The following is an 18416-nucleotide window of genomic DNA, read 5'->3' as shown; positions in this document are numbered from 1 at the left end:
AAGAGTTGGCATCACACGACAAAGTACGTGCCCAAGGGCGAAACGCGTGGCGTTGCGTGGTGCGAGTGTGGTCGCACCGGGGCTGATAGCGCGGGCGTGAAAGGCGTGGGGCGAGTGATCGACGGATGAACAGTAAATTCAATCCTACTTCTGCGGAACTGGCGATTGCTCCCCGGTTGGAACGGTGGGCACAAATCCGGGATTCCAGATCCACACGTTTGCGCGGTGAAGTGACGGGGCACCCAGTTTTGGATGATCAACGGATCTTCACCTCACCCCTTCTTGTACTCGATTGCTTCAAACAATGGGCGCGAACGATGTCACGTTTTTATGTCTTGGGAGAACCCGCCTACAGACAACCAACGGAGCTAGAAATTGCCCGCCGACGCCGCCAACTGCAAGACCATCGCGAACGGCTGGTTGAGGAACAGCCAGCTCAGCTCCACACGCTCTCCGATACCCCAAACATTGCGCGTGCCGTTGCCCGTCACACAGCCGCCACGGAACTGGATGGGCGCGCTATCCTGGCCATCATGGAAGCCGCGCATCCCATAGAGATGGCGGCGCTGGATGAGACCGAGAAATGTTTGCTCGACCAACTTAAGGCGAAGCGGGATGGTATGCTTTTCTGACCAACAGGAATCCTGCACCACCGCCTGGCCAGCCCTTCGATATTTGAGGTCTCCGGGCTGTCCAGGCTCCCCGCAAAATCCACACCGACATCGCCCGCCACAAGGCAGGGGAGGAGTGGGTTTTGCGCCGTCCGTCAGGACGGCTCACAAGGATCGAAGATCCGCGCAGGCTGGAAGCCGGAGTGTTGGGGTTGAGGGGATGCTTCCCCCACCCGCTGTTTTGGGATTCCGCAGGAGGGCCCCAAAACGGATAGCGGGTCTCCCTTTTGGAACAAAGGGGAGATTAGGGGCGCAACAATGACCAAAGGGAGAAGTGGTTCATTCAGGGCCAATAGTCTGACGGCAAGCGATCTATCCGCAATGGAAAACCACGAGCTGCGCAATGACCTGGCGGGCAAAAAAAGAAGCGTACGAAAAGGCCCAGATGGCGAGCCAGTGCCACCTCTTTTGTATGACCCATATGGCACCGGGCTAACCAAAGGTGGTCTCGTCAAAGCCCACGAAAAACACATCGAAGGTGCCCGAGTTAACAAGGGTGCATCCAAGATCGCACGTCATGCCTTTCTGCAGTTCCCAACAGATCTCGACATCAGTCCGGAGACTGAGCAGATGATGCTCGATCAGGCAGTCGAGTTCGTCAACCAAACGCACGGCGGCCAGGCAGTGTTTCGTGGGCGGCTTGATCGGGATGAGAAAGGCAGACACGGGGTCGACGTATTCTTCGCACCGCGTTACGCGAAGACAACAAAGCGCGGTACCACGGACTGGATCAGCCTTACGAAATTCGGAAAAGAACGGGCCGTCGAAATCTTTAAGCAAAAGCCGCTCCTTGAGAAGAAAGAGAACGGGAAGTTCGGGCCTGTTGAAGATGATGATGGCAATCCTGTGCTGGTCGATTGCGATAGCCAATACTACCAAGGTCGTGCGTTCCAATTACTATGGTTCAAACACTTGCACGACCGGGTAGGACTAGATTGGGTTGAGCGAGGAAAAAAGAAACTTGGTCGAGATCAGGACAGGTTGGAGGTCGAGGAATACAAGTTTCAACAAGAGCGCGAAAAACTGGATCGGGATCGAGTGGTTCAGAATGAGGACATGCTGGAAGCCAAAAAGCAAGCTCGGGAGACATGGGAAGACGCATCCGATGCACTGGATCAGTTGTACCACGCGAAAGATGAGGCACGTGCTATCCGCGAACAGGCTCGCCGGGATGGCCTGAAAGATGCTGAGCGCTCCATTCAAGCTGAAATAGATCAGAGATGGGCCAAACATGAGGAACATCGCGCAGAAGCAATTGCGGAGGTTGAGGAGCGCGCTTGGGAGAGGGTCAAATATCGGATTGACGAGTTAGTCACTGAGAGAGCTTCCGAAAGACTCCAGAATGCTGAAGTGAAGGCAAAGGCGGCCATAAAGCGCGAAAAGGTCCTCAAGCGCACCCTTGCCGTATTGTGGACCGTTTTGAGGAGCCTCTTTGGTAGAGAAGACCTGGCAGCAATCAAAACAGCTCATAAAGCCGAACTATCCAAGCCCACAAAGGAGTTCAAACTTCGTGCGCCAGGGGACTCCTGACGTAGGCGAGTACTTCAATGAAGCTATGCCATATTCAGCAACAGCCCTTCTCTCAAATGGCTCTACGAATTGATCGCTGTCGAGCTCTTTGCGCCGAAAACGGTGCTACATATTGGTTGGTAGAACGAACATCTGCAGTGAATAGAAGGAATGGCTTAGCACCAAAATGGTAAGAATGAGGGTAGGATTTCTTGATTGAATTCTGTATTCTTGCTGCGATATGGGGGGCTATATATTGCATCTAACTAACGGAAATACCGCTAAATATGGCGTATATTGAAGCAGAACCCTGCGCTGAACGGCGGCTTGAATTGTTAAGTCTGTTCTGTGGGTGCGGTGGTCTAGATCTTGGATTCGAGCAGGCGGGTTTCCATACGGCGTTGGCCTATGATCGTAGGGCATCAAGTCTGAAGTCGTGGAATCACAACTTTGAAAGTGGAACTGCACTAAATCGCGATATTAACGAGCTCACTCTTGAACAGATGGACGCAGACTACGGAGGTGTGTTTCGTCCTAGTGCCGTGATTGGAGGTCCACCGTGTCAGGGGTTTTCTCTGGCGAACAGAACTGGTTCCCTAGCCGATCCTCGAAACAAGTTGGTCGAGCGGTTTTTTGACTTGGTCATATCACTAGATGAAAGAGCCCCGCTAGAATTTGTGGTCATGGAAAACGTTCCTGCCATTGTGGGTAAGCGAGGCGGTCAAATCGTCGAAAAGCAAACGCAGAGGCTGGAGAGCAGGGGGTTCGAAGTTACTCAGGTTATTCTAGATGCCGCTAACTATGGTGTTCCGCAATCACGTCGGCGATTTTTTTTGGTCGCAGTACGAGGTTGCGAAAATCTGGAGATCAGTTGGTGTGCTCCTGAGCCTTTCTCGGACGTTGTTTCGGTCAAGCAGGCAATAGGGCAACTACCTCAACCTGTGTACTTTGATAAGAAGTTTCGAGCAGCCGACATTCCCTTTCATCCAAATCACTGGTGCATGACTCCGAAATCTCCAAAATTCAAAACCGGAGAGCTCACGGAAGGATATGTTGCGAAACGAAGCTTCAAAACACTTAAGTGGGATGAACCCAGCTATACAGCTGCATATGGTAACCGTGAGGTTCATGTTCATCCCAGCGGCAAGCGGCGCTTAAGTGTCTTGGAGGCGATGATCATTCAAGGATTCCCTCGAGAATTTAATCTTTTGGGAACACTTTCTGAACAGATAACACAAGTTAGCGAAGCCGTGCCTCCGCCTTTAGCAAGAGCAGTCGCTAGCGCCGTTGTTAAATACTTCGATCAACAGCAGTCGAAGTTGAACTATTCAGGACCAGCTTCCCAAGCGTCATACCCATCGTTCGGGTCATCTACCGGATAGCCAGCACTTCGGAGCATTTCCTTAGTTTCTTCGGTCATCTGTAACTTGAGGTCTACGTTTTCTTCCAAAAGCGTATCTACGTTTTCGATCGAGATAGACTTACGTAAAGCTCTGATATGATCCGATATCCCAGGTGTATTCGCGGGATTAGGAGCAGGGTTTTCTGTTAGGCCTGTTTCATCGACAATTGGTAGCGGCGCTGGCTCAAACAAAAAGCACAAAGACACCATATTGGGCTCGAATGGTTCTCTTCTGAATATTGAATAGCTATACGATCGCATGATTTTGACGCGAAACCTAGCTTGCTCGCTTAGATGGATTAGCCACTTTGTAAGACCCAGGCTGACCAAGGACAGTAAATCTTGCCCGTTTTCAGCAGATGTTCGGGCCATGTAGGAAGCTAGGTCCTCACCGTCGCTGAAATGCCCTGCAAGCTCTTGGGCAAATTCTTCATCTGCCTGAGTGTTTTGTTCGATTTGCTGCTTAATTGCCGTGAGGCTTTCTTCGGAAATAGTATCGGTTTGTACAGGCGTAGTTAGAAATAGCATCCATGGAGATCTGCGATTTGCGATTTGATGCTCCGTGATGCTCCTTATGGAGTCGATGAGTCTGCCTGTTGAGTTTTTATCCTCTTTTGCAATTGGATCACAGGCATCAATATTGACTGCATCGAACGTACCGCTGCTTGTCATTGATACTGAAGCCTCGGATCTTGTTCTCTGCACATCTTGCAAAGGCGCCAGAACGACCTTCGATCCTGGAGCAATACTCTCCGACCGCGAGATACTGAACTCGCTCACGTTGCGGCGAAGGCGACTACTCTCTTGTTCGCCTGCTTGGCAAAACCCGAGATAGTGAAGCTTTGCATCGTTAGCTCCGCAAAGGTCGGCCACCAACTTGACATCCAACAAATCTGGACCAGGAAGGGTGAGGTATTTGAATGGTCGATCCCCAACCATTTCACCGTTCTCCCTGAGTTTAGCGAGGATGCCCAAAATGTGTCTCATCCATTGCTCTTTGCGCACAAATTGCTTCCTAGGCCTGTGCCAAGGGGCAAATTTAAGCGGTTCTGGAATTGATAGTTCCTGAGGTTCAGGGGGCTGTACGAGCGCTTCGAGCTCGTCTTCAGTACTGACGTTCATTAATCAGGCTCAAATACACTTATTAGGTCGAAAATTAGTTCGGCTCGCCCTTTTTCATCTAGGCCTTCAAGTACACCATGGGCTTCCAAAACCACCGAAATGGCTTCAATCAATTGAGTGTTTTCCACATGCTTGGATGTGGTCTTCTCCGCGGTCCAAATGATCGGGTTAGCACCAACCATTTTAGGAATCGAAATTCCGGTGCCAGAGTCTTGAAATTCTACAGCAGGGGGGTCGATGGTTTCACCCCGCATTTTTGACCAAACTTGGTCCGCGTGTTGCTGCATTTTTGACGAGGCCACTTCTTTTTTTTCTTCCGCTCGCTCCTTGCGGACAGCTGCACCTATTTTTTTGTGCTGCGTCGCAAATTGTCGGAAGGCACTGTGAAGCCACTTCTGAATATACAAATAGTGAGGATGGCTTGTGTTAAAGGACTCTCGGTCAATGTTGAGAGCTCCATCTAAGCCTTTGTTTACAAATATTTCTGCGGTTACTTGGCGCTTTCTGGTTTGTTCCGAAACTTGGTACCCCATGAACTCGGGGTCGAATAATGTTCCGCTTGCTCCGTTGACGCGGATCAAGGCCCCCACGCTTTCCTTGGGAACAATCTTCGAGTTCCAATAGAGGTAAGCTTCAAACCCTAGTTCACCGCCTGAACGATCCGGTGACGAACCTCCGAAGTTAGTATTCACCTTTCCAATGAAAAGCAGCGGCTTGCCGATCTGCGAGGCAGCATTCAATTCCATCGGTAAAACTATTGGCCGGCGCAACTCTACGCCATCAATGTGAACGGTAAACTCTCCAATCGGATCCGCAGAACCAGCAACAAGATCGAACCTTTTTCTGGGAGTAATTCCTTCTTCCAGTATTGTTTCTGAAGCAGACCCTTTCGGTGAGTTTGAAAGCTCAAAAACTCCCAGTTTTCCTTCTGGATCAATATCGAATGGATGTTCTTGAAGATACTCGACGGGGCACGCCAGGCTAAGCCGCCATAACATCTTCAAGTAGTTGTCGAAATGGCTGAGATTCGCTTGCTCTCGAGCACTTCTGCTCACATTGATTGCCGCATCAAACAGCTTCTGGAACTTGGTCAATGGGGCATCATCTGATGACCACGGTAGTTCCGGGCTATCAACTAGCTCCAACTCTTGGTTCACGCGACCAATGTGGAATTTTGGTTGAGCAACGAGGTCTAATAAGCCGGTTTCAGGATCGTTCGATATTTCGTCTATTGCAGACCAAACATCACTACTCTGTAGTTTTTGGCGTATTGCTGGGCGAATAGAAGTCAGAATGATCGTCGTGCCATGAGTTTCGGTTTCACCGGTTTCCTCGGCAAGCACCTTGTATGAGCCGCTAATGCTCTCGGCTTCCGGAGCGTCAGCAAGAGTGTCCTCTTGAAAGGTTTTGAGCTGTATCGTGGCAGAGATACGCTTTGTATCGCCTTTGCGTTTGCTGATGATCTGGAATTGTTGTGTTAACTGAGCTACGGCAAACAGTCCGATACCGATTTTACCAATCAACCGTCGCCCCGACGGGCTTAGGGTAGCATCATCTAGGCTTGCTGTTCCGAGTTCCTTACCACGGGCAGTTCGCTTCGAGCTCCCTCCAATATGGAGGAGTAGGTGCTCAAAAATTGCCGGATCCATGCCAAGGCCGTTATCAGCGATCCTGATCTCTTTGAAGAAAGGGTAGTCGCAGTCGATAGAAACATTGGTGGCATCTGCATCGTAGGCGTTGGATACTAGCTCCCTGAAAGCGGACCATGGTTCGCGGTAAATACCATCGGTTACCCTTGCGATAATCCGGTCGTCTGTTTTGAGCTCACCATCTACTGGTATTCCGGTAGATGCACTATTGCTGATGTCTTCGGACAACTTGTTCGGTAGGTCAATCAATTGCGTGTTCCAAAGAAATTGCTTCGATACGTATGTTATACATGGATAAATGAAATTAAAACTAATGAAATTATAGAGGCTTAGGGGCTATTTCCGTAGCTTGATCCTTTGGCATTATTGGTCGCATGCTCCTTGAAGTGATCGGTTCCCATCATTTGAGAAGCGTCCATGAATCAACGCCCAAACCAATAGCAACCCTGTAGAGGTTATCGATGGAAATGTTCTGTTCGGACCGCTCGACAGCGCTAAGGTATGTTCTATTCAACCCTGCCTCTTCAGCAAGACGCTCTTGAGACCAACCTTTCTCAGCTCTGAGAAGGCGCATGTTTCGTGCGAGAGTGTCGCGGAGAGGACTTTTGGGCGTTTGTTTCACGCATAATGCTATTGAGCATCGCCTGTTTTAACTCTACCTGTTTTAAGAGACATTCGTGTTTGAGATGAGGATTTTGAAATGAGTAGAGTTCTGAAAACAATCGCTAATTCATTGTTTCTTTGGTTTCTGACCTCGATCGATGTGGACATCAAGTTGTGAATGTTCTGGACGAAATCAGTGTCGATTTTGATCAGAAACTCGATACCTTGCTTCGAGTTTTTATGAACGGACAGTATGCTCTGCTAGGACTCCAGGCACAGGACGGCCTTGCTGACATAGACTCCGATGAAGTGTTGGCTTTGGATCAGGCATTGCAGAATTTCTGTAACAGAACGCAAGTTCACAGATTGGCACGGGGGCAAGGTGAAAACGCTCGAACCGCTCGTGAGATCGAAGTGATTTCAGATGGAAGTGTCTTTGAAGTCACGATAAATTCGAGAGCGGGGGTCGATATTAAGTGGATCAGCGCTGACGGTTGCCAAGTCCTCGATCATCAAGGTGTGAGCTTGGTGAGTTGCCTGGGGAAGATTGCCGCTCTTTTTCATGTCGCGGAACTTTCTGAAGCCGAGGACGCTATGGGTATTTTAGATTTCGTCTCCGATAGAGGTTGAAATCAACTGGTGTTATGGCCGTTAGCCCATCGGCCAACGACGTGGTCAATTATGTTTGACAGGGTTTAGCGCCTGCACCTATTTTTTTCGCAGTCTTCGCAATTGTGGGTCCGGGCAGTGCGTGCCATAGCTCACACAGAAAATTGACTTGAAGGAAGCGAAGATTGTGCGTCGAGGCCTTAGAGAAAAACCACATTTGTCATCTTTGTATTGGAGAAATCTACTTATCCGCAGAAATTGAAAAAACCGGCTCGATTGCGCTGTGCGATTACTGCGGTGAAGAGCAGGAGCCAACAATTCCGTTAGAGCAATTGGCGGATAGAGTTGAAGCTGTTTTTGAGGCTCATTACGAACGCACACCTGCTGAACCGAATTGGTACGAAGAACAGCTGCTCAAGGACAAGGAAAGCGACTTTTCGTGGTGGCGCGAAGGACAGCCAACAATTGATGCCATTGAAGATGTTACGGCCGTCTCAGCTGATGTCGCACGTCACCTCCAAAAGATTCTTAACAATCGTCATGCAAGCATTGATGAGTATTGGGAGGAGGCCGAATTCGATGCAGATGCGCACTATTGGGATACGCCGGCTGACTATTCTGACATTTGGGAGCAATGGCGAGAGTTCGAGCGGGAACTGAAGACTGAGACACGTTACTTCAGCCCCCACGCCTTTGGGTTCCTAAAAATGATCTTTGGCGGCTTAGCCGACCTGACGACACGTGATGGGAGGCCACTGGTAGTTCGAGCTGGCCCTGGTCACGAGATTTCAGAATTCTATCGAGCGCGTCATTTTGAGACGGATGAGGCTCTGATCCAAGCGATGAAGGCACCTGATCGCGAACTTGCACCTCCTCCTACAAGGTTTGCGACAGCCGGACGCATGAACTCGCGAGGTGTAGCTGCATTTTATGGAGCGAACCTTCCAGATGCTGCGCTGGCTGAAGTTCGACCGCCAGTGGGAAGCCAAGTATTGGTCGCGAAATTCCAGTTGCTTCGAGAAGTGAAGTTACTCGATTTGAGCTCGTTGCCGCAGATAGGCATAGCTGGAAGCTATTTCGATCCTGATTTTCTTCCACTTCTGAAACGAACCAAGTTTCTTGGGGATTTGGCCGCACTTATGTCGATGCCAGTCATGCCTAATGACGCCGACTTGGACTACCTTCCGACCCAGGTCATAGCTGACTATCTTTCGAAGGCGTTGGACTACCCACTCGACGGTATTCTCTTCCCCTCTGTCCAGACAGATTTGAAAGATGAAAATGACGATAAGAAGCCGGAATTCCTCAATGTTGTGCTTTTCAATAAGTCTTCGCGCGTCTTCAAAGTTGAACACTCAAAAGATACCGAGATTGATGCTGACACTTGGCAAATGTACAATGAAGGTCCAGAACGAGAGTATCGGGTGACCGTCCGCAAGCCTCCGCCCAAAGAAGATAATGAGGATGCGGCAAGCAAGGAATCATCGAAGCCTTTGTCCTTTGCTGATGTATTAGGCATGGAGGACTTCCCTATCGATCCGGACACGCGTCCCGACACACTTAGGGTGGATCCAAGCTCCCTAACTGTTCATGTTGTTAGGGGAGTTCGCGTTATTGCTGAACCTCATGGCGTTAGATGGTTCGAATACAATACGCCGAGTGTCGATGCCTTCTGAAATTGGGTTAACCTGATGAATCGACTGCGCATTTCAGCAGGTTAGCTTATTCTCACAATGTGATGGGCATGCTGAACGGCTCAAATGGTTGCTATCGCTTTGTTCGTGACGAGCGCCAACCTTTGAAGAATGCAACGGCGCCACGCCACTGGAAAGTATCCTGCAACAACAATCAGATGCAGAGCGGAGCGATCGGACGGCTATCCTTGCTGTTCGTCCCAATACGCCTCTGCCTCTTCCCAGTGGTCAACGTCGTCCAGGATCTCCAAGGCAGCCTTCTCGATGTTCTTGCGTGATGGCCGTCGCGACTTTGGCCAATGAGCGACAGTGTGTGGAACCAATGAAAGTACCTTATCAATATCTATATTTGGACACTCGTCGCGACACGCTGCGATCAGTTTGGCCGTTAGCTCTGCAATTTCCAGGCGGGTACTTATCGGGACCGGATCAGGGTTCAAATTGAATATGTCGTGCATTTCAATTTCCCCGTCGGCCAGTATCTTCTCCAATACATCGCCACCAACCACTCTCCGACCGTTTTCGTAGTTTACCAAAGCACGTCTTGAGATTCCGAGAAATTTTGCAAAATCGGTCTGGTTCAGCTTCCGCTGCTTCCGGCACCTGATGAGACCTTCCGAAACGCAAATATGTTTACGGCTTGCCCGACGCTGTTTTGCGTCCTTTCTTCGAAGATACTCAGCATACTCCGAAGCCTCTCTTCTTCGTAGCTCGTTCCGCTTTCGAGTTTGCCTTTTCCTCTCAGCTATACCTTGGGCCCTGAATTGGGCTTTGAAGTCGCGATCCATTGAAAAAGTCTCACCTGTAATTGCGCACGTTTGTGCTCAAATAGAGCTTAACTTCAACAGCGGGTATTTTACCACTGGAATCGCACAAAAACTTGTAGAAACTTGCGGTTAGACGCAGTTTGGAGGATGCAGCTTTGATTGCAATCGATGATATGGCAACACCTGAAGAGTGGTGTAAAAGACTGCAGAAATCCGGTGCTTCTGTTTCTGCAAGAGCTCTTCGAAGCCTGGCTCGTGAGCATGGGCAGTTTTACTCACTTGGCCGAGCTATGATGCTCACCTCCAGTCACATCGAGGCGCTCATGTGCATTGAAGCCTCATCCTCTGCAAGTCAGCCAAGAGGCTAGTTTTTCCGTGTCGAGCAGCTGTCAAGATATAAGGCTAGTATCATCTGACGATCTTGCAGTCGCGCTTGGATTTGCTTCTCCAAACGATGCATTCCGCAACTTCTGCCGGTCTCTGGACATCATCCCGTTGAGGCGGAACCCTAATTTTTTTGATCCCAAACTCGTCCGTCTAAGATTGGATCAAGCACAGGGACTGCAAAGCGTAGATGAGATGCAAAGTGATAAAGTGGATCTTGTTGCGCGACGGAGGGCAAGACGTGCCGCGCAGTAGCTTGCCAAAGGGTGTGCATCGTGTTCGCCGCGATACCGTGGAAGGCGTGAAATTTCATTTTTATGCCTGGCGTGGCGGAGGCCCGAAATTCTGGGAGTCATCGGTTAAGGAGCCTCGCGAACCTGAGTTTCTTATAGCCTTTGCCGAAAAGGCAAAGTCCAGGTTTGCCGCCGCATACATGACGCCCGAGATGGTGGACGATTTTCTCGATAGCACTGCAATGCCAAAGGGCGAACGCACACAAGCGGATTATCGAAAATGGGCTCTGCGCTTTGCAGAGGAATTCGCTGATGATCCCGCGAAACTTTGGGAAAACCCAAAGTCTAGGGGTGAGCTCAACGAGTGGAGGGCGAAGTGGAAAGACTCGCCAAAGCAGCATGACTACGCCGGCACAGTCGCGGTGCGCATCCTCAATTGGGCGCGTGATGAAGGAAAGATTGCGGCGCACTTCTGCGACCGCCTCCACCGCATCTATACAGTAGACCGGGCAGAGATCGTTTGGACGGACGCCGACCAACGGTATTTCAAAGAAGCAGCACCGCCCTGGGTGCAGCGCGTGATGACGCTCGCATGCGAAACCGGGCTTAGGCCTGCAGATCTTGTGCGATTGACGCGAGGCAACCTTGAAAGTTTCGATGGAATCGATCGTTTTCGGGTTCGCACGCAGAAGAGGGGGCGTGTGGCACATATTCCTGTGACGCCTGAACTTCGGCAACTGATCGATGAAACACCGGCGGATCAGCTTGTTTTGCTGGTCAATGATCGGAACAAACCGCTCAATTCCACGTCTGCAAGTCGAGCCATCGCACGCTACCGAGATCGCATTACCGACAAGCTGAGCGATCCAACGCTTAGGCTCCAGGATACGCGCGGAACGGCTGCAACGAGACTCTTGCGTGCAGGCCTGGGCCTGAACCAAATCGCAAATCACATGGGCTGGTCGCTTCGCTACGCCGCCGCTGTGATCGAGCATTACGCCGCCGTATCGCCTGCTGAGAGCGTGGAAGTTCTCGACTTACTGCAGCGCGAGAAGCAGCGCCGCGAGGGCAAAACTGTAAACGCTATTGTAAACGCCCCGGATGGGGCAAAGAGAGGAGAGAGCTAAGTGCTTGGAAATAAATGGAGGCGAGTACCGGAATCGAACCGGTGTACACGGATTTGCAATCCGCTGCGTCACCACTCCGCCAACTCGCCTTTTCAAGTAAAATCAAATACTTGCCGTGGTGTGCGTGGGGTTTTAGCAGCTTTCCCAAGGGGCGTCCAGAGGATTGCGCGCATTTTTGACGACCAGATTGAAATTTGCCGAAGCCCGCAACCGCAAACGCACAGGTGCAAGGGGGTTGCGTCAACAGGGCCGTTGCTGGGCGTTTCAGGATGTGGCAAAAGCCGGGTAACTTTGGGAATGACTCGAGAGATCCTATGACAGATTTCGCTGCCCGGCGCCGCACTATGGTTGATACGCAAATCCGGCCTTCGGATGTTACAAAGTTCCCGATCATTGAGGCGATGTTGAACGTCCCGCGCGAAAACTTCGTGCCTGACGCACAGCGTGAGGCCGCCTATGCCGACAGTGTGATCGATCTGGGCAACGGGCGCTGTATGCTCGAGCCGAGGACCCTTGCTAAAATGCTGGATGCGCTCAACATTTCGAACGACGAGATGATTCTCGATATCGGTCCGGCGACGGGGTATTCCACTGCGGTTGCCGCGCGTATGGCGCAGTTGGTTGTTGGTGTGGAAAGCGACGACTCGCTGGCGTCCGAGGCGCAAAGCCTATTGGCTGAGGCCGATGTGGACAATGCCATTATCCACGTCGGTCCTTTGGAGCAGGGTGCGGCTGAGCACGGCCCTTACGATGCGATCATGGTGCAGGGCGGTGTTGAACGGATTCCCGACGCCCTGTTGGATCAGCTCAAGGAACATGGCCGGATTGCATGCCTGTTTGTTGAAGGCAATCTTGGAACTGTGCGGATCGGTCGAAAGACCGGAGGCCGGGTCAGCTGGAGGGATGCCTTCAACGCCAGTGCACCGATACTAGAGAGCTTTTCGGCGGAGTGTGCATTTTCGCTATAGTTCGCCGATAGATTCTGCTGGCGCCTTGATTAGTTGAAAAGAAGACCGCAAACTGCCTTCAGGGCAGTGTAATTTCGTTTGAGAGGATTTCGGTATGCGTGGTTCAGCGACAGGCAAGCTGGTCAGGGCATTCGCAGTGACCGCAGGACTTGCCATCAGCGTTATGCCAGGGCGTCCGGCGTGGGCTGACAACATAACAGACGCCTTCATCGGCGCGTATAATACAAGCGGCTTGCTGGAGCAGAACCGGGCGCTGCTGCGCGCGGCAGATGAAGACGTGGCAATCGCGCTTTCCGCATTGCGGCCAATCATCAACTGGACTGTACAGGTCAGCCAAGATTATACCCGGTCTCGGACCAACAATGTGGTCACAACGACCGAGCCGTCCCGGTTTTTCACCGGGCTGAGGCTTTCCCAGCTTCTGTATGATGGTGGCGCCTCGGTTCTGGGCAAACAATCGGCGCAGGAAACGGTTCTGTCGACCAGACAAACCCTGATCGACATTGAACAACAGGTGCTTATCCGCGCTGCGAATGCGTACCTGGGCGTGCTGCTTCAGGAAGAGACAGTCGCAATTCGCCAGAACAACGTGGATGTTTCGGCGGAAGAGCTTCGCGCATCGAATGATCGCTTCGAGGTTGGCGAAGTGACGCGCACGGACGTGGCGCTTTCCGAAGCGCAGTTGGCAAGTTCTCAAGCTGATCTGGCTGTCGCTCGTGGTGAACTGAGCATCGCGCAGGCTGAGTATGTCAATGCGGTCGGCAAGGCGCCAGGGAGGACGGCCGGTCAACCCAGCCTGCCCAATCTTCCACGGAGCGAGGCAGAAGCGATCAGCCTCGCGCAACGCAACCACCCGGCGATTCTGTCGGCGCAGCATCAGGTCCGCGCTTTTGATCTGATTGTACAGCAGCAGCGGGCCAACCTTGGGCCGAATGTCAGTTTGAATGCTGATGCGGGTGTGCGTGAAAGTTATGACAACAACGACTATGTGAATGACGCGACCGTGTCGCTGGACTTTACACAGCCGATCTACGCCGGTGGCCGGTTGGCCGCGAACGTGCGGCGCGCTATGGCAAACCGGGATGCGTCTCGTGCGAATCTTCTGAACGTACAAAAGAATATCACACAGGGCGTTACGGACCGGTATGCAGCGTTCCAGGCAGCCAGTGCCAGCCTCAGGGCGTCGACGGAACGGGTTCGCGCATCACAGGTTGCATTTGATGGCATCAGGGAAGAAGCGACCTTGGGTGCCCGGACCACTTTGGACGTTCTGAATGCTCAGCAGGATTTGCTGGACGCGCAGCTGGCCGAAGTGGCGTCGCGAACGGAACGATCCCGCGCAGCGTATCAGCTGTTGCAGGCGCAGGGCCTTTTGACGGCGGAACGTCTTGGCCTGGCGGTTCAGATCTATGACCCGACTTTGTACTATAATCTGGTCAAGAAAGCCCCCGCGCGTGTCAGCAAACAGAGCAAGGATCTGGATCGAGTCCTCAAAGCGTTGCGTCGGGACTAACCGGCAATACTATTTGTTGTAGGGCTCGGATTGTTTGGCTACACTCGATCCAACGATAGAGCGGTAGAGAACAATGTCTGATAATGTCGTGAAAGCAGGGATCGAAGACGTTCTGTCTTCGGTCAAACGTCTGGTCAGTGAAGACAGTCGCGGTAAATCCTCCTCGGATCAACAGGGTGCTACGCGAAAGCCGGGGCGTTTGGTGCTGACGGACGCGCTGCGCATCAGCAAACCCGCTCAGCCCGAGATCATGCCCGCCAAGCCGTCTCCTGATGTTGCCGACTCGGCCAAGCCGATGCTGCTGCGTGCCTGCGACATCGTCAGGGCAGGTGATCCTGCCAACACTGCGGATGACGCGACCGAGGGACATTCCGCGGCAACCGGCTCAGCCGATGATCCCGCGATCAGTCTGAGTGCCAAGATCGAAGCGCTGGAAGCGGCGATTGCGCAAACCGAGGATCAATGGGAGCCGGATGGCGACAGCGCAGACGCCTATTCCGGCACACCGACGCATTCCCTGCCGTGGAACGTCGAAGAGGAGTTTGCGGCCGCAAGGACCGTCGTTCTGACTGATCAGGAAGATACGGACGATCCGCAGCCCGAGTCCGCTTCGGTACAAAACGCAGAGTTCATCCGGGCGGGACGACCGGCTGAATCCGATCGTGCCACTGAAGTCGTTGAAAACGTTTCGGCAACGGATTTGGATGAAGAAACATTGCGTGAGCTGATCGCGGAAGTTGTCCGCCAGGAGTTGCAAGGCGCGATGGGCGAGCGGATCACGCGAAACGTGCGCAAAATGGTGCGGCGGGAAATCGCGCGCGCGCTCGCCGCGAAAGATCTGGGATAAGATTCAACCGCGCTGTGGTGGCTGGGCCAGGCTCAGCATCCGGTCAAGATTCATGTGGCGCTCCAGATGATCGGCCAGATCATCCAGCGCCTGCTCTACACCGTCTTCGTAGGCAATGTCCGACGTCACGCCCAGCGTTGACAAATAACGGGCACGAAATGCGTCTGACGAGAAAATTCCATGCAGATAGCTGCCCTTGACCCGACCGTTGCTGCTGGCGGCGCCTTCTGGTCTGCCTTCGACCTCAAGCCATGCGCGGGCGCGGTCCGGGCCGTCGGTATGGCCCATGTGGATTTCGTATCCGCTGACCGGTTCTCGGTCTGGCAGGGCATGGGCGGAACGCAGGATGACCTGTTTCTGCCCGCCCATTACGGTATCGACGTTCAGCAACCCCAATCCATCAACTTTGCCCGGCCGGCCGTCCACGCCATCAGGATCGGAAATGGTCTTGCCCAGCATCTGATAGCCGCCGCACAACCCAAGGACATGTCCACCGCGGCGAACATGTGCATACAGGTCGATATCCCAGCCCTGTGCACGAAAATAGCTCAGATCTCCGATCGTGGACTTGCTGCCGGGAAGCAGAACCAGATCCGCATCGCCGGGCAGGGGACGTCCGCCTGGAATGACCTCGACGCTCACGCCGGGCTCGGCGGACAACGGATCGAGATCGTCGAAATTGGCCATACGCTCCAGCTGAGGCACAACGACCTTGCACGCGCCGCCGGTATGGGAACGGATGTCCATCATGTCTTCGGCCGGCAGTTTCCAGGCGTCGTGAAACCAGGGCACGACCCCAAGGCAGGGCCAGCCTGTTCGGGCCGAGATGTCATCACGGCCTTCGTCAAACAGGGACACGTCGCCCTTGAAGCGGTTGATGGCAAAACCCCTGATCTGCGCCACGTCGTCTTCGTCCAGAACGGCCTGAGTACCGACGATCTGCGCAATCACTCCGCCACGATGAATGTCCCCGACCAGTACAACAGGGATGTCCGCTGCACGGGCAAATCCCATATTGGCGATGTCACCTTTGCGCAGGTTGGTCTCAGCCGGGCTGCCAGCGCCCTCGATCAGAACCAGATCAGCGTCGGCGCAAAGCCTGTCAAAGCTTTCCAGCGCTGCGCCCAGTAGCTTGGATTTGTCCTTGCGATAGTCACCGGCCTTCATCGTGCCAGCACGCTGCCCCTGAACGATAATCTGCGCGCCGGTATCCGTCTCGGGTTTGAGCAGAATAGGGTTCATGTCCGTGTGTGTTGCCCGCTTTGCCGCACGGGCCTGAAGGGCTTGTGCGCGGCCAATTTCGCCACCATTTTCGGTGACGGCTGCATTGTTCGACATGTTTTGTGGTTTGAACGGCGCGACCCGAAGGCCCCGGCGCGTGTAGGCGCGCGCCAGCCCCGCCACCAGAACCGATTTTCCGACATTGCTGCCGGTCCCTTGAATCATGATGGCGCGAACCATGCCTTGTCTCCTATAAGTCTGGGCGCAGATGATCTGATTTGAGCCGAAAGGGAAAGCCCCGGATGAATACGCCTGCGCATCTTTTGATCGGGGCTGCCGTGTTTGCCCGGCCGCCGCAAGGACGTATCCTCTGGGCTGCGCTGCTGGGAGCGTTGTTGCCGGATCTGTCCCTGTATGTCATGGCGGGCGTGTCCCTGTTTGTTCTGAGCATCCCTGAGCAGGTGGTCTTCGGGCAGCTTTACTTTTCCCCGGCGTGGCAGACCGTATTCGCCATAGACAATTCCTTTATCCTCTGGGGGCTGGCATTCCTGCTGGCAGTCTGGAGAGGTTGGCACGTTCTGGCTGTCGGTGCAGCGGCGGGTCTGTTGCATCTAGCGACAGATTTCCTGCTTCATGCGGGCGACGGACGGCCACAGTTCTGGCCCATCAGCGACTGGGTGTTCAGCAGCCCTGTCAGCTATTGGGACAGCGACTATCATGCTTTGTGGGTGGCTCCGGTGTCAGCCTTTGTCTGTCTGGCCGCATATGTTCTGCTTTGGCAGCGTGGATTGCCGGTCTGGGGCAAAGCCCTGTTCGCGACCATGCTGGCAGCTGAATTCTGGGTGGTGCGGCAATGGCTGTTGTTCTTTTGAGCCATTGGCTTCTTACCTGACGATCAGGCATAGAAAAACGCGCTCTGATAGGCAGAGCGCGTTTGTTCAATCCAAATCTACTTTGGTTCAGGCAGCTTCAGCCTGCTGTGCGGCGTTGCGACGCTCGCTTTCCTCGCGTGACAATGCGACTGAGGTGCGCACGCCACGGCCAACGAACTCCATCAGCCCGCTGACAACCCGTTCGTTCGGGTCAATGCCTGCGCAGGACAGAACTTCGCGCCCATCGCGCGAACGCGCCCAGCGGGCGATTTGTTCGGGGCCATTGCCGTATTTCTTGTCATCGGCGATAGCATCATCAAGCGCAGCCAGGACAACGGCCGCGAAAAGTTTGCGCGCACGATTGCCTTGCTCATTGTTAAAGGCAGTGCCGTCAACGAAATCTCTCATCTCGTCTTCCTTGTTGTTCTTGCTCTTGCATTTTCGGCGTGAGGGTCCTTATGACCGATTAGGTGCGATTCGGATACAGCTAAAATGCATAGTTGCGTTGCGTCACTTGCATGGCTTGCTGCACCTGCAGCACTAGGTGTCGTTGTCTTGTCAGGTGTGTTCCCGCCAGATATAGGGACCGCAACTGATGCATCAACCGTTTGTGAAGGATTTATGTAATGCCCAAGATAAATGGGAACGAAATTCGCCCCGGCAATGTGCTTGAGCATAACGGTGGCCTGTGGGCAGCGGTCAAAGTTGACCATGTAAAGCCGGGCAAAGGTGGGGCTTTTGCACAGGTGGAACTGCGCAACCTGCGCAATGGCTCGAAATTGAACGAACGCTTCCGCTCGGCGGACAAGGTCGAACGCGTGCGTCTGGAGCAGAAGGATCAGCAATTCCTGTACGAATCCGACGGGATGCTGGTGTTCATGGATTCAGAAACCTACGAACAGATTGAATTACCAGCAGAATTGCTGGGTGACCGTCGTCCGTTTCTGCAAGATGGCATGACCATTGTTGTCGAATTCTACGAAAGCGAGGCGCTGAACGCGACGCTGCCGCAGAAAGTGACCTGCAAGATCGTCGAGACCGAACCGGTCGTAAAGGGCCAGACGGCGGCAAACTCGTTCAAGCCCGCGCTGCTGGACAATGGCGTGAAAGTCATGGTTCCCCCCTTCATCGGCCAGGACGAAATGATCGTCGTGAACACGGAAACGATGGAATATTCCGAACGCGCGTGACGTTTCGTCACTTTTTATGAGAGACCGGGCAGGCA

General features: G+C 53.1%; 17 protein-coding genes and 1 tRNA gene. 11 read left to right on the top strand and 7 right to left on the bottom strand.

All coding sequences use genetic code 11. The features are described 5' to 3' along the window. Positions 1-125: 125 nt before the first annotated feature. The 3 genes from I9184_RS07890 (at position 126) to I9184_RS07880 (ending at position 3562) form a co-directional block, all read left to right on the top strand. Positions 126-632: a DUF6634 family protein gene (locus I9184_RS07890; protein ID WP_209833586.1), complete on the top strand. Its 507-nt coding sequence runs from the start codon at positions 126-128 to the stop codon at positions 630-632. 297 nt (positions 633-929) lie between these two features. Next, positions 930-2201 (top strand): hypothetical protein, encoded by a 1272-nt coding sequence (locus I9184_RS07885; protein ID WP_209833584.1) that lies wholly within the window; start codon positions 930-932, stop codon positions 2199-2201. Positions 2202-2467: 266 nt separating this feature from the next. Then, positions 2468-3562: a DNA cytosine methyltransferase gene (locus I9184_RS07880; protein ID WP_209833583.1), complete on the top strand. Its 1095-nt coding sequence runs from the start codon at positions 2468-2470 to the stop codon at positions 3560-3562. On the opposite strand, the gene I9184_RS07875 is transcribed toward I9184_RS07880, so the two are convergent. The 3 genes from I9184_RS07875 to I9184_RS07865 form a co-directional block, all read right to left on the bottom strand. Then, positions 3505-4704 carry a hypothetical protein gene (locus I9184_RS07875; RefSeq protein WP_209833581.1) on the bottom strand — a complete coding sequence of 400 codons (1200 nt, stop codon included), beginning with the start codon at positions 4702-4704 and terminating at the stop codon, positions 3505-3507. The two genes, I9184_RS07880 and I9184_RS07875, sit on opposite strands and share 58 nt — an antisense overlap. Further along, positions 4704-6602: an ATP-binding protein gene (locus tag I9184_RS07870; protein ID WP_209833579.1), complete on the bottom strand. Its 1899-nt coding sequence runs from the start codon at positions 6600-6602 to the stop codon at positions 4704-4706. Before I9184_RS07870 ends, I9184_RS07875 begins: the two co-directional genes overlap by 1 nt. A gap of 151 nt (positions 6603-6753) precedes the next feature. After that, positions 6754-6927, bottom strand: coding sequence for a helix-turn-helix transcriptional regulator (locus tag I9184_RS07865; protein ID WP_245218050.1), 174 nt, complete (start codon positions 6925-6927; stop codon positions 6754-6756). A gap of 203 nt (positions 6928-7130) precedes the next feature. On the opposite strand from I9184_RS07865, the gene I9184_RS07860 reads away from it, so the two are divergent. Continuing rightward, entirely contained in the window at positions 7131-7586 is a 456-nt protein-coding gene (locus I9184_RS07860; protein WP_209833575.1) for a hypothetical protein, read from the top strand. A 164-nt stretch (positions 7587-7750) separates the two neighbouring features. Next, complete coding sequence (locus I9184_RS07855) at positions 7751-9241, top strand: RES domain-containing protein (protein ID WP_209833573.1); 1491 nt, start codon at positions 7751-7753, stop codon at positions 9239-9241. Between the two features lie 200 nt (positions 9242-9441). Here I9184_RS07855 and I9184_RS07850 read toward each other — a convergent pair whose 3' ends face one another. Further along, entirely contained in the window at positions 9442-10047 is a 606-nt protein-coding gene (locus I9184_RS07850; RefSeq protein ID WP_209833571.1) for a helix-turn-helix transcriptional regulator, read from the bottom strand. Positions 10048-10612: 565 nt separating this feature from the next. Here I9184_RS07850 and I9184_RS07845 point away from each other — a divergent pair. Then, positions 10613-11770: a tyrosine-type recombinase/integrase gene (locus I9184_RS07845; RefSeq protein WP_348539512.1), complete on the top strand. Its 1158-nt coding sequence runs from the start codon at positions 10613-10615 to the stop codon at positions 11768-11770. Between the two features lie 15 nt (positions 11771-11785). On the opposite strand, the gene I9184_RS07840 is transcribed toward I9184_RS07845, so the two are convergent. Further along, positions 11786-11859: transfer RNA gene (locus I9184_RS07840), tRNA-Cys, on the bottom strand. Between the two features lie 225 nt (positions 11860-12084). On the opposite strand from I9184_RS07840, the gene I9184_RS07835 reads away from it, so the two are divergent. From I9184_RS07835 to I9184_RS07825, 3 genes are all read left to right on the top strand, one after another. Beyond that, complete coding sequence (locus I9184_RS07835) at positions 12085-12738, top strand: protein-L-isoaspartate O-methyltransferase (RefSeq protein WP_171723579.1); 654 nt, start codon at positions 12085-12087, stop codon at positions 12736-12738. 94 nt (positions 12739-12832) lie between these two features. Continuing rightward, positions 12833-14251, top strand: a complete 1419-nt coding sequence (locus I9184_RS07830) for a TolC family outer membrane protein (protein ID WP_171633600.1) — start codon at positions 12833-12835, stop codon at positions 14249-14251. Positions 14252-14324: 73 nt separating this feature from the next. Beyond that, entirely contained in the window at positions 14325-15098 is a 774-nt protein-coding gene (locus I9184_RS07825; RefSeq protein WP_209833568.1) for a hypothetical protein, read from the top strand. A gap of 3 nt (positions 15099-15101) precedes the next feature. Here I9184_RS07825 and I9184_RS07820 read toward each other — a convergent pair whose 3' ends face one another. Continuing rightward, positions 15102-16559 (bottom strand): cobyric acid synthase, encoded by a 1458-nt coding sequence (locus I9184_RS07820; RefSeq protein WP_209833566.1) that lies wholly within the window; start codon positions 16557-16559, stop codon positions 15102-15104. 62 nt (positions 16560-16621) lie between these two features. Between I9184_RS07820 and I9184_RS07815 the strand changes: the two genes are divergently transcribed. Next, positions 16622-17191, top strand: coding sequence for a cobalamin biosynthesis protein CobQ (locus tag I9184_RS07815; RefSeq protein WP_171633593.1), 570 nt, complete (start codon positions 16622-16624; stop codon positions 17189-17191). Between the two features lie 87 nt (positions 17192-17278). On the opposite strand, the gene I9184_RS07810 is transcribed toward I9184_RS07815, so the two are convergent. Next, positions 17279-17599, bottom strand: coding sequence for a DUF6280 family protein (locus I9184_RS07810; RefSeq protein WP_037310273.1), 321 nt, complete (start codon positions 17597-17599; stop codon positions 17279-17281). A gap of 218 nt (positions 17600-17817) precedes the next feature. Here I9184_RS07810 and efp point away from each other — a divergent pair, with 218 nt between their 5' ends. Next, positions 17818-18381, top strand: coding sequence for an elongation factor P (gene efp / locus I9184_RS07805; protein WP_170346480.1), 564 nt, complete (start codon positions 17818-17820; stop codon positions 18379-18381). The last annotated feature ends 35 nt before the right edge of the window (positions 18382-18416 follow it).

It is taken from the genome of Ruegeria sp. HKCCE3926 (assembly GCF_017872515.1).
Taxonomy (GTDB): domain Bacteria; phylum Pseudomonadota; class Alphaproteobacteria; order Rhodobacterales; family Rhodobacteraceae; genus Ruegeria.
This window is presented reverse-complemented; position numbering and strand designations above follow the sequence as displayed.